Annotated in this window: 11 protein-coding genes; 2 read left to right on the top strand and 9 right to left on the bottom strand. The window is 42.2% G+C overall.

The window, feature by feature from the left end; all coding sequences use genetic code 11:
* Positions 1-19 precede the first annotated feature (19 nt).
* The 9 genes from ACXAFK_RS04580 to porV all read right to left on the bottom strand — a co-directional run bounded on the left by ACXAFK_RS04580 (position 20) and on the right by porV (position 9,540).
* Positions 20-1,474: a DUF389 domain-containing protein gene (locus tag ACXAFK_RS04580; protein WP_252080555.1), complete on the bottom strand. Its 1,455-nt coding sequence runs from the start codon at positions 1,472-1,474 to the stop codon at positions 20-22.
* Positions 1,475-1,477: 3 nt separating this feature from the next.
* Complete coding sequence (locus tag ACXAFK_RS04575; RefSeq protein ID WP_474956959.1) at positions 1,478-2,557, bottom strand: mannose-1-phosphate guanylyltransferase; 1,080 nt, start codon at positions 2,555-2,557, stop codon at positions 1,478-1,480.
* 26 nt (positions 2,558-2,583) lie between these two features.
* Entirely contained in the window at positions 2,584-3,195 is a 612-nt protein-coding gene (locus ACXAFK_RS04570; protein ID WP_474956958.1) for a SprT-like domain-containing protein, read from the bottom strand.
* A gap of 45 nt (positions 3,196-3,240) precedes the next feature.
* Positions 3,241-3,918: an SDR family NAD(P)-dependent oxidoreductase gene (locus ACXAFK_RS04565; protein WP_474956957.1), complete on the bottom strand. Its 678-nt coding sequence runs from the start codon at positions 3,916-3,918 to the stop codon at positions 3,241-3,243.
* Positions 3,919-4,040: 122 nt separating this feature from the next.
* Entirely contained in the window at positions 4,041-5,021 is a 981-nt protein-coding gene (locus ACXAFK_RS04560) for a M28 family metallopeptidase (protein WP_474956956.1), read from the bottom strand.
* 93 nt (positions 5,022-5,114) lie between these two features.
* Positions 5,115-6,737 (bottom strand): pyruvate dehydrogenase complex dihydrolipoamide acetyltransferase, encoded by a 1,623-nt coding sequence (locus tag ACXAFK_RS04555; RefSeq protein WP_474956955.1) that lies wholly within the window; start codon positions 6,735-6,737, stop codon positions 5,115-5,117.
* Positions 6,738-6,741: 4 nt separating this feature from the next.
* On the bottom strand, positions 6,742-7,740 hold the full coding sequence (gene pdhA, locus ACXAFK_RS04550) for a pyruvate dehydrogenase (acetyl-transferring) E1 component subunit alpha (RefSeq protein ID WP_252080560.1): 999 nt from the start codon (positions 7,738-7,740) through the stop codon (positions 6,742-6,744).
* 82 nt (positions 7,741-7,822) lie between these two features.
* Positions 7,823-8,314, bottom strand: coding sequence for a cytidine deaminase (gene cdd, locus ACXAFK_RS04545; RefSeq protein ID WP_252080561.1), 492 nt, complete (start codon positions 8,312-8,314; stop codon positions 7,823-7,825).
* Between the two features lie 80 nt (positions 8,315-8,394).
* Complete coding sequence (porV, locus tag ACXAFK_RS04540) at positions 8,395-9,540, bottom strand: type IX secretion system outer membrane channel protein PorV (protein WP_224837372.1); 1,146 nt, start codon at positions 9,538-9,540, stop codon at positions 8,395-8,397.
* Between the two features lie 364 nt (positions 9,541-9,904).
* Between porV and gldJ the strand changes: the two genes are divergently transcribed.
* The gene (gene gldJ, locus ACXAFK_RS04535) at positions 9,905-11,554 is read left to right on the top strand and encodes a gliding motility lipoprotein GldJ (RefSeq protein WP_224837371.1); all 1,650 of its coding nucleotides are present in this window, start codon (positions 9,905-9,907) and stop codon (positions 11,552-11,554) included.
* A 64-nt stretch (positions 11,555-11,618) separates the two neighbouring features.
* The gene (locus ACXAFK_RS04530; protein ID WP_474956954.1) at positions 11,619-12,893 is read left to right on the top strand and encodes a UDP-N-acetylmuramoyl-tripeptide--D-alanyl-D-alanine ligase; all 1,275 of its coding nucleotides are present in this window, start codon (positions 11,619-11,621) and stop codon (positions 12,891-12,893) included.
* The last annotated feature ends 12 nt before the right edge of the window (positions 12,894-12,905 follow it).

Below are 12,905 nucleotides of genomic sequence, written 5' to 3'. Positions count from 1 at the left end.
AACTTCAAACATCGGACATTTAATTAACTTGTTTGATCACCAATGTGCTATCCTGTAAACGAAGTTTTAGCCAGGACAACATTTTTTTGGCATCTGTTTGCTTTTGATCGGTTCGTAGCCCGTCTTTCCATTTTACTTCAAATACGGGGACGGTATCCAGTTTGTTAAAATCGGTTTTAATGAGGTACGAAAACCCTAGCGCATCAATATTTTCATAATTGGCCTTGGCCTCGGCACTAATTTCTCGAAATGGGATTTGTTTTCCAACGTTTTTGGTCAACGTTGCCAGTTCTTCTTCAAGCAATCTAATCTGTTCATCCTTGTTCAGCAATTCAGCTTTGTTCTTCTCATACAATTCACTCACATAGTTGAATTTTTCCTCGGAATCGTCCCTACCTCCCTGAATAATGTGCAGTTCGGCATTCTTTAATCTTGAAAATTGATTTTTCTGTGTTCTCCATGTATTGATAACGTTATCAGGAATCAATTCATCACCCATAAAAACAACTTCTACCAGGGATTCTCCATCATCTACATATTCCAATTTGGTCAAATTATCCACATACCTTCCGGAACCGTTGAACTGGTACATCTCTACCGTATCCTGCAAAAATTCTTGTGCCTGTTTTTTAAACAGTGATTCCTGAAATACTTGATAAAATGTGAATCCGGCCGGAATCATAACCAAAATACCCGTAATGGAGGCCAAACGTGCAATCATCCTCCTTCGTTGCGAATTGGCATATCGCACCATAGGAAAACGCAGGTACTTGATGACCAAAAATGTCGCCAGGCCAATAAAAATTGTATTGATTATGAACAAGTACATGGCCCCAGCCGCATACCAAGGTTTACCAATCGCCAAACCAAATCCAACTGTGCAAAGTGGCGGCATAAGGGCCGTTGCAATGGCCACACCAAAGATAACACTGGCAATGGTCCCTTTTTTGGCCCTTGCAATAACAAGGGCAAGACCACCAAAAAACGCAATGAGCACATCACGGATATCCGGCTTGGTCCTCGCTAAAAGTTCCGAGGATTCATCCCTTAACGGAAAAAGGTAAAAAAACAAAAAGGCGGTGATAACACTGAGCACCACCATTACCGTAAAATTCTTTAGGGATCGCCTCAACGTGTCAATATCGTTGATGGCCAAGGACATACCCATTCCCAAAATGGGACCCATTAGTGGGGAGATCAACATAGCCCCGATGACCACAGCTGTCGAGTTCGCGTTTAACCCGATGGATGCAATAAATATGGAACACACCAAAATCCAGGAGGTATGCCCTTTAAAGGGTATATCCGCATTTATGGATTCCTTGGTGGCAACAGCATCGGTATTGGATCGTATTTCCAAAAGTTCCGAAAGGAATTTCCGAACACTCCCCAAAAGCCCTTTTAGGTCTTTTCTTACTTCGTCTCCACTATCCTGTCCGGAAGGTGCTGTTACATTTTTTTGATTCTCGTTCATATGTTACGCAAACTGATCGCCAAATTTATCCTTTACTTGGCTCAATACCTTTTTAATATCCTGTTGTTTGTCCTTTGGATAAATTAGAAGCACCTCTTCTTTATCCACAATAATATAATCTTCCAATCCATCTACCACGACTACTTTTCCTTTTGGCGACCTGATCATATTGCCTTTGGCATTGTTCAATACCACTTGAGCGTTGACCACTGCATTATCGGCATCGTCCTTTTCCAATTTTTCGTACAGAGCGCCCCAAGTTCCCAGGTCGTTCCAGTCGAAGGTCGCTGGCAGTGTATAAATGGCCTTGGATTGTTCCAAGATAGCATAATCAATGGATATGTTTTCTGCCTTGCCATAATTTTCTTTGATAAAGGTTCTCTCCTCTTTGGTGTTGTAGCAAGAAATCCCCTCTCCAAATAGTTTGTACTGACTTGGCTGGTATTTTTTAAATGCATCCACAATGGTTTCTACGCTCCACATAAAAATACCTGCATTCCAAAGAAAGTTGCCCTGAGCCAAAAACTCCTTGGCGGTTTCATAATCCGGCTTTTCCCTGAATTGAGACACATTTTTGAGTTGCTCGTCACTTCCTTTTTTAAATTCGATGTAGCCAAAACCCGTATTCGGAAACGTTGGCTGAATACCAAGCGTGCAAAGAGCCGTCTCTTTTTCACATTTATCAAAACAAGCGATCACATCTTTTTCAAATGCTTCCTCATCCTCTATCCAATGATCACTAGGGGCCACAATCATCAACGCATTTGGATTCATTTTTTGAATTTTAAGGGAAGCATACAAGATACATGGGGCAGTATTGCGCATGGCCGGCTCCAGGACCACCTGTTCTTGTTTTACCTTTGGTAATTGTTCCAAAACAAGATCATTATATCTCTCATTGGTCAAGATCAATATGTTTTCCGTTGGGATAAATCGGTTCAAACGATCAAACGTTTTTTGTATCAATGTTTTCCCTGTCCCTAACATATCGTGGAACTGTTTTGGATTGGATGTTGTGCTTACCGGCCAAAACCTTGACCCTACACCTCCGGCCATTAAAACTGCGTAATAATTCTTGTTCATGTTGCTGTTTTTATATTTAAGGCTTGTTATCCACTTGCATCCTTGACCAGCTCAACCTCAGCGTTGGGTTGGAACAAATATAATCTGCCTGTTGATAACTCCACACATTCGTAGCGTTTTACTTTTTTATTTCCTTTTTTGAACAACTTACCATTGTATAGTCTAAAAATACTTCCTTCGGACAACTCGTACACATAACTGTTTTTTCGTTCTTCATCATCAAAAGCCTTTAGAGCGATGGACAACCGAGCGTCCGTGCTACTGCTCGCTTTTGGACTTTTAAAGTGATTCGCAATTATGGGCAATAGTTGAGATGGAAATACTTCTGGCCGAATAAATGGAACCATTAAAAGTTGAAAGGTACGTTTCCATTCCACACCATGCGGTTTTATTCGACGACCGTAGGTCTCAAAGGCCACCAAATGCGCTATTTCGTGGACGAGCGTAATTAGGAATCGGTATTTATTCAATGAAGCGTTTACCGTAATTTGATGCATCCCATTGGGCAATCTACGGTAATCCCCATGCCTTGTGACCCTATGATCCACTATTTTTAGATGGACACTGTGCTTTTTTATTAGCTCAAAACAAGGAGCAACTGCAAGTTCAGGCAGGTATTTTTGAAGGGTATGGTTCACAGGAATAAAGTTACAAGTTTATCCGTACAACGAACTTTGTAAAACCTACGGGGTACTGTTACTCACCTGTAACAACTTTCCATTGTAGAGTTTATGGCCCGTAAGCGCAAAATCTTTAATGTAAGTTGCCATTTCCAGAGCTGTTACGGGAGCTTGATAACCGGGAAATGCCTCTTCCAACATTTCAGTTTGCACAGCCCCCAAAGCCAACACATTAAAACTTGGGCCTGTCTCCTTATATTCCTCTGCCAAAAGTTCGGTCAAAGTAATTACGGCGCCTTTGCTCGAACTGTATGCGGATAGTCCCGGAAACTTCATGCTGCCCTGTACCCCGCCCATAGAACTTACAGTGACCACATGCCCCTCTTTCCCCATTTTATGACGAACAGTCCGGATCATCTCCGCCACCCCAAATACGTTTACTTTGTAAACTCGCTCAAACTCCTCGATAGTGGTCTCCGAAAAGGGTTTGTTCAATAAACTTCCCGCATTGTTGATCAGCACATCCACCCCGTTCCATTGTTCTAGAAATGCTTCTACTTTTTTAAAATCGTTCGGGTTACCTAAATCAAACGAAAAACAATGGACATTGGACAAATCCAAACGCTGAACTGGTTGCACATTCCGTGAGAGTGCCAACACTTGGTGTCCCTCTTTGGCAAAAAGTTTAACCAACTCAAATCCAATTCCCCTGCTTGTCCCCGTAATAATAATGTTTGCCATTTTACTTTATTAATTTAGATTCCCACAACAGCAGGAATACTTTTGATGCATTTTTAGGTCAACAAACAACCTCTCATCCGTTTAAAAATAATTGCCCATTAACTATAGAAACCGAAATACGGTTACTCCGCCAATTTAATCTCTTGGAAAGAGGAGTTGGCTATACCCTCGATTACAGGAATGGTCTTGTTCACCAAAGTAGCCATATGTTCAAAATCCATCAACGATGCTTCGTCCCCTACCTTGTGATAAAACGCATAATTGGTAAAATCAAAAGAGCAGAAGGTATGCGAGGGAACTCCAAATTCTTGATAAAAAGGATAATTGTCCGAACGTTGAAATAAACCGAACTCTTTTGCAGTCGGTAAAAAACCAACCAATTTTTCATTAGCATACGTATTACTTACCTCCGCCAAATTGGACATTTCGTACCCTGTTATATACACGGTATAATCCTTTTGGTTCATAGGAACCCCGGTCATTTCAAAATTGAGCATGGTATAGAGGTTCAAGTCCTCTTCTTTTAGTTTTTTTGCCAAGTGCTTTGACCCCAACAGTCCTTTTTCCTCTGCACTGAACAAGGCAAAGATCAAACTTCGTTTATTGGTTTTGTGTGTACCAAAATAGCGTGCCAACTCCAAAACGGATATGGTCCCAGAAGCATTGTCATTAGCTCCATTGGCGATGTTATCACCATTTTCGGGATCAATAATGCCTATATGATCGTAATGTGCACCGATAAGAATATACTCATCCTTCAATTCCGGGTCGGTTCCCTCGATTACCCCAACAATATTATAGGAAGGTTTCTTAAAGTTTGATAGCGTATCCCGATAAGATGTAAAATACGGAGCAAGCCTATATGATGTAAAATAATTCTCTATGTAAACTGCGGCCATTTCAATGCCCTCGCTCCCGGAATCTCTCCCTTTCATGTCATTGGATGCCAAATAGTTCATCATCTCCCCTACACGTTCCGCGTTAGTAAAGGCTTCTTCGGAAACCGGCCGGGCCGGAGATTCATTTTTTGAGGTTTCCACCATTTGAGTGGACCCACAATTCATTGCAAACAGGGTTGCCAAAGTACAGATAACAATCTTCATAATTTCGTTTTTTGAAATTTTTTAAAGATAAAAAAAGCATCCTTAAAAGGATGCTTTTATATATATAAGTTAAGGGAAGAGTCCCTACTATTTTTAGGCGAGCATGGTAACAGGATTCTCTAAATATGCCCTCAAAGTTTGAAGGAACTGGGCCCCTGTTGCCCCATCGACGGTCCTATGATCACAGGCCAAAGTAATTTTCATGGTACTGCCCACAACTATTTCACCATTTTTCACCACTGGTTTATCTACAATGGCACCCACCGACAAGATTGCCGAATTAGGTTGGTTTATAATTGATGTGAACTCCAGAATACCGAACATTCCCAAATTGGAAACAGTAAAGGTGCTGCCTTCCATTTCGTCCGGCTTTATTTTCTTGCTCCTAGCTCTTCCTGCCAAATCCTTCACAGCAGAACCAAGTTGGGTCAAACTCAACTGGTCGGCAAACTTAATTACGGGAACAACAAGGCCTTCGTCTACTGCCACCGCAACGCCCATGTGCACATGATGCTTATAGATCGTGGTGTCACCGTTCCAAGACGTATTTACTTGTGGGTGTTTTTTAAGTGCCATGGCACAGGCTTTCAACACCATATCGTTGAAAGATACTTTTGTGTCCGGCAAACCATTGATCTGTGAACGGGATGCTTTTGCATTGTCCATGTCCACTTCAATGGTAAGATAGTAATGCGGAGCAGAGAATTTGGACTCTCCCAATCGTTTGGCTATTACCTTGCGCATTGTAGAGTTTTTTACCTCCTCAACGCTTTCTTCACCAACAGGAATACCCACTGGGGCAACTGCTGTGACAGGCTCCCCGGCTTTCTCAGCAGCTGGCGCCGATTGCGATGGCTTAAAGTTCTCTATATCCTTTTTTACAATTCTACCACCGTCTCCGGTTCCTTTTACCTGAGAAAGATCAACTCCTTTTTCTTCGGCTATTTTTTTTGCCAATGGCGATGCAAAAATACGCTGACCATCTTTTGCAGAAGGTGTCTCTACTTTGTTTGATGATTCTTCGGTTTTTGTAGCCTCGCTTTTGGGAGCTTCTTGTTTTGGAGCACTTTTTGAAGATCCTCCGGATGCTTGTGATTTGAGCACTGCGTCCACATCCGTGCCTTTTGGACCAATTATGGCTAATAAAGAATCCACTGGCGCTCCTTCTCCTTCTTGAATACCGATATGAAGAAGTGTACCCGAATAGAAAGATTCAAACTCCATTGTGGCCTTGTCCGTTTCGATTTCGGCCAAAATATCTCCTTCCTCGACTTCGTCCCCAACACTTTTCAACCAACTGGCCACGGTACCTTCTTCCATAGTATCGCTCAACCGAGGCATGGTAACAATTTCGACTCCTTCAGGAACATCTACGGATTCCGCCGGAGCTTCTGGTTTTTCTTCAGCTGATACCGAAGTTTCTTCCTGTTGTGCCGAGTCACTTGTATTGCCGTTCAAAAGGGCGGAAATATCTTCTCCCTCTTCACCGATAATTGCCAAAAGTGAATCAACCGGGGCCCCATCACCTTCCGCTATTCCGATATGAAGCAAAGTTCCCTCATGAAAGGATTCAAACTCCATTGTGGCCTTGTCCGTTTCGATTTCGGCCAAAATATCTCCCTCTTCGACTTTGTCCCCTACGTTCTTGAGCCATTTTGCCACGGTACCTTCCTCCATGGTGTCGCTCAATCTAGGCATGTTGATTACTTCTGCCATCTAATTATAATTTATGTTGTAAAAATGGATAGTCTTCTTGCTCGTAAACAGTATCGTACAATTGTTCTTTTGGTGGAAAATCCGACTCTTCCGCGAATTTTTCACACTCCTTTACCAAGTCCTTGACTTTTTTATCTATTTGTTTAAGGTCGTCCTCGGATGCATATCCTTTCTCCAGAATTACATCTTTTACTTGAGTAATCGGATCTATCTTTTTATACTCTTCTACTTCTTCTTTAGTTCTATAATGCTGTGCATCTGACATGGAATGTCCTCGATAACGGTAGGTTTTCATTTCCAGGAAAGTTGGGCCTCCCCCTGTTCTTGCACGTTCAATGGCCTTATCCATTTCTTTGGCCACAATTGCAGGGTCCATACCATCTACAGGGCCACATGGCATTTCGTACCCAAGACCCAATTTCCAGATATCCGTGGAATAAGATGTTCTTGCAACTGATGTTCCCATGGCGTAGCCATTGTTCTCACATATAAAAACAACGGGCAGTTGCCACAACATGGCCAAGTTAAATGCCTCATGGAGCGAACCTTGTCGAACGGCACCATCTCCCATATAACATAAAGTTACCGAATCTCTTTTAAAATATTTGTCGCCAAAGGCCAACCCGGCACCTAAAGGGATTTGCCCCCCTACGATACCATGTCCACCGTAAAAACGATGTTCTTTAGAAAAGATATGCATTGACCCGCCCATTCCTTTGGAGGTACCGGTTACTTTTCCATAGAGTTCTGCCATCACCTTTCTTGGATCAACACCCATACCAATCGGTTGAACGTGATTCCGGTAGGCCGTGATCATACGGTCCTTTTCCAGGTCCATTGCGTGCAATGCACCGGCCAGTACCGCTTCTTGACCATTGTAGAGGTGCAAAAACCCTCTAACTTTTTGTTGTATATATACAGCGGCCAGTTTATCCTCGAACTTTCTCCAGAATAACATGTCCTCATACCATTTAAGGTAAACTTCTTTGGTGATTTTTTTCATCGACTGTGATATTAAATGGATTCGCCCTGCACTAGGGAAGAGCAAAAATACATATATATCTGTTTTTGGAAAAAGAATTGAATTAAGAATCGCTCAAAAATGAACTATTGAACGCCAAAGGCAAAATATCGGACATGGAAGCACATTTATAAACAGGTCCGTTGGGCACCCCCAGTATTATTGAAATTGGTGATTTTTGCTTTTGTTCGTACTCGATCATGGATTGTCGGCAATTGCCACATGGCGCCGCTGGAACGGTAACCTCGTGCAAAGATGATGATGCTACAATGGCAACAGCTAGAATGGTGACCCCGGGATATGTGGCACCTGCATGGAAAACGGCGACCCGCTCGGCACATAGACCGGAAGGGTACGAAGCGTTTTCTTGGTTGTTCCCTTGGACAACCTCCCCGTTTTCTAAAAGTACTGCGGCACCTACCTTGAACTTGGAATATGGCGCATAAGCATTCTGCATAGCCTCTTTGGCCTTTTCTAACAATTTTTTGTCGTTTTGTGACAGCTCGTTTTCATTCTCGTAAATGAGCAGTTCAAAATCAATCTTCTTTTTCTCCATATCTTTTGATGGTGATGTGTTCCAAAAATAAGAAAACCTGCCCAAGGGACAGGTTTTTATTATGGTGTTTCTGTTTGTGATCAATCGTTGAAGAACTCCTCTCCAAAATCGAACGATAACGAAAATCGCAAGGTGTTTTCCAGTGGGTTTCTAACCTGTGAGGTCGAAAAGAGGTAAGAAAGATCTATTTGGGCCGATTTAAATTTGAATCCGGCACCCAGAGTAAAGAATTTTCTAGAGCCTTTTTCCTCACTCTCGTTAAAGTAACCACTTCGGAGCATAAAAGCTTCCCGGAAACGGTATTCCGCTCCGAGTGCCCAGGTCACCTCTTTCAATTCCTCACTAAAACCATCTGGTGCATCTCCAAAAGATTCGAATATACCGTTAAAGAAACTGATGTTTTGATACTCGTCATTATCTTCAATAGTAATATCGCCGTCCCCATTGAAATCCCGTGGGGTGGGCACCAATAATTTATTGAACTCCGTATTGATGGCCAATACATTGTCCGCATCAAAAATAAAGTCAAATCCACCTCCGAATTTAAGGTTGGTAGGCAAAAAGTTTTCCTGTCCGCCCTCATCGTATTGTAGTGAACCCCCAATATTTGAAATATTGAATCCTGCTCTCCATCGGCCATCAAAATTACTGTAGGCAATTTCCCTTGACCTAAAAAAACCGGCTATATCCACTGCAAATGCATTTGCTGCCTGAGAATCCTGCGCACCATCTTGGAACCTAAGATTGGAACTAATAAAGCGCCCCCCGACCGCCATGGAAAAAGTTTGGCTAAGTTTAAGGGAGTAGGACCCATCCAATGCAAACTCATTAGGTTTTACCAAGGTAGCATCTTGATCTATGGTCTGTCTTAATTCAATTTCCCCCAACCCAAAATAGCGAAGTCCAAAGGCGAAAGCACTTCTATCGTTCAGCTTATTATAGTAGTTGGCATTTAAAAGGGAGACATCGTTTACAATAGTCTCCAGATAGGGCGTATAACTAATGCCCACACCCGATTTTTGATCGGCAAATGCATATTTGGCCGGGTTCCATTGTTGTGAATAGGCATCAAAAGATGTAGCTACCCCCATATCGCCCATACCAGATGCCCTTGCATCGGCAGCAATGGTCAAAAATGGTACTGCCGTTGTAATCGCTCTTTCCTGTTGTGCGCTCATCCATGGGGCTATGGCAAGCATTGCTACTAATGCGAGTAACTTTTTCATTCTAAGTATTTAGCGTTTAGTAAAGTTCACGGTCTAAATTTAAACCTATTGGATTATTACATGTAAACGCTTAATTCCACAAATTCTTGTAACCAACGGTGTTTTTTTTAAAGGTATGGAGATTCCTGTAAAATTTATATGGGAGCGAATTCGTTAAAAACAAAGGCAATCATACTAATTCGGTTCCTTCTCCGTTACAGAAATGTAGCAGGTGCCGATCATGGCATTGCGATAAATATTTGATGTGCACAAAATATAATGGCAAAATCGCCGTTTTAATGCCATCGAAAGATTTTAAAAATCAAAACAAATCGAAGTTACTGAGGGTATGAACCCTGAGTTTTAAAGTACTCAAGCCCAAATTATGAAAAAACACTTAATCAAAGTTGTACTTTCTTGCGCCGTAGTGATGGGAAGTTTTTCAAGTTGTAAAAACTCTTCTTCATCCAAGAACGTCTCCAGAGCCACTGGTTGGAAAATCAATGCCAAAGAAGGGGGATTTCAATACAATTCGGACTTCAAAGAGCAGGAAACTCCTCCTGGAACAGTATTTATAGAGGGTGGAACATTTACCAAAGGTAAAGTTCAGGACGATGTAATGCACGATTGGAACAATACGCCGACCCAACAGCATGTGCAGTCCTTTTATATGGACGAAACAGAGGTGACCAACGTAATGTACCTGGAATATTTGGATTATTTGAAGGAAGTTTATCCTCCTGAAAACCCAAATTATGCCAACATTTATCAAGGTGCCCTACCCGATACTTTGGTATGGAGAAACCGTTTGGGCTTTAACGAAACCATGACCAACAACTACTTAAGACATCCCGCATATGCAGAATACCCCGTAGTAGGTGTAAACTGGGTACAGGCCACACAATATGCCGAGTGGAGGACTGATCGGGTAAACGAGGTTATGTTGGAGCGCGAAGGATATTTGGCGGAGGACGCCAAGTACAAAGTTTTGAATGGTGACATTCAAGGTACTTTTAGCACCGAAGCTTACCTTAACAATCCAGAATCCGTATATGGTGGGCAAATAGATTCACTTCAAGGGAAACAAAAAAGAGACTCCATAAACACTTTTGCAAAAAGAAGCAGTGGGGTAATTATGCCCGAGTACCGACTACCTACCGAAACAGAGTGGGAATATGCCGCACAGGCACTTGTTGGATCAAGGGAATACAATAACTACAGAGGTAGAAAAAAATATCCATGGGACGGTGATTACACCAGAAATGGACAACGTGTAGGACGTGGTGACCAGCTAGCCAACTTTAAACAAGGTAAAGGTGATTACGGCGGGATTGCCGGATGGTCCGATGATGGTGCCGATATTACGGGACAGGTTAAATCCTATAAACCCAACGATTTTGGACTTTACGATATGGCCGGAAACGTTAACGAATGGGTTGCCGATGTTTACCGCCCCATTGTCGATGATGAAATCAGTGACTTTAACTACTATCGTGGAAACGTTTTCATGAAAAAAGCAATCGGCGAAGATGGTAAAGTTGAAATCCTAGAGGATAAAATTGTGTACGATACACTCCCTAATGGAAAAATCGTAGCCATCAACCTGCCAGGAGAGATCAAAGAAGTTGCGGTAACAGAAGAGGAAACTTATTTAAGAACCAATTTTGATAAAAGTGATAACCGTGGATTTAGGGATGGGGACCCAGGTTCCTCTAGATTCTTCAGCCGTTTTAGCGACGAAGAGGATAACCAAAAGATGTATGACTCTCCGCAGCACAAAGTGGAGCGCAACGAAGACGGGGAGCTCGTTCGCCAGTACGACGAATCCAACTACAGAACTTCTTTGATCAACAACGAAGTTCGAGTGTACAAAGGTGGATCCTGGAGAGACCGTGCATTCTGGTTAGACCCGGCACAACGTAGATATTTGCCACAATACATGGCAACGGACGATATCGGATTTAGATGTGCCATGTCCAGAGTGGGATCAAAATCCAAATCAAAGAAAACAGTACGCCATAAAAAGGCGAGATAAATAACTTCTTGAGTATTTTAAAAGCCCCGGCCAAAAGGTCGGGGCTTTTTTTTATCTTCGATTTATGACTATAACAGAATTGCACGCGCTCTTTTTAGCGCACCCTACAATTTCGACGGATACACGTAAAATCAAGAAAAACGGTTTGTTTTTTGCTCTTAAAGGCCCCAATTTTAATGGAAATGCCTTTGCCCAAGATGCGTTGGAAAAAGGTGCGGCCTATGCAATTATTGATGATCCATCCTACAAAACTTCAGACCGATTTGTAGTTTGCAAAGATGTACTGACCACCTTACAGCAATTGGCCACTTTTCACAGACAATATTCCAATGCCAGAATTATTTCTCTGACCGGAAGTAATGGAAAGACCACGACCAAGGAGCTCATTAATGTCGTGCTTTCCAAGAAATACAGGACCATCGCTACGGTGGGCAACCTTAATAACCATATCGGGGTGCCATTGACCTTGCTATCCATTAAAGAGGACACTGAAATTGCCATTGTGGAAATGGGCGCCAACCATAAAAAAGAAATTGCAGCTTTGAGCTCTATTGCCCAACCAGATTTTGGGTACATCACCAATTTTGGCAAGGCCCATCTTGAAGGGTTTGGGGGTGTCGAAGGTGTAATTCAGGGCAAGAGCGAACTATACGATTATCTTATAGGCAACGACAAACATGTTTTTTTTAATGCCGATGATGGAATCCAAAAAGAAAAACTGAATGCCTACACAAAAAAAATCGGGTTCAGCACCCAAGACCATCAATTTTACAACATCGTGTTTTTAGGGGCCGATCCTTATGTATCCTTGGAGTTTGAAGGAAAAAGAGTAACCACACAGCTGGTAGGCAAATACAATTTTACCAATTGCTGCGCTGCCATTCTAATGGGTAAGTATTTTAGCGTTCCATTGGATGATATTAAATCGGCCATAGCATCATATCGACCGCAAAACAACCGTTCCCAAATACTTGATAAAGATGGGTTTTCTATTGTCTTGGACGCTTACAATGCAAACCCTACAAGCATGAAAGCCGCTTTGGAAAATTTTGACTCCATGCCAAATCATCCAAAAACCATAATTATAGGCGATATGTTCGAACTGGGCAGTACTGCCAAAGAGGAGCACCAGGCCATCGCTGATTTGGCCGCAACACTACATTTTGACCATATTTATTTGGTAGGCACCAACTTTTTTGGCACCAATACGACCTTGAACAAGTTCAATTCGTTTGATGATTTAAAAGAACACCTCCTGAAAAATCCTTTAGAAAAAGGCAATTTACTGATAAAAGGCTCTCGCGGTATGGCCCTAGAACGGGTTTTGGATATTCTGTAAATGGAAAAGAAA

The sequence above is a fragment of the Flagellimonas sp. ABD4_174 genome, assembly GCF_056160185.1.
This window is presented reverse-complemented; position numbering and strand designations above follow the sequence as displayed.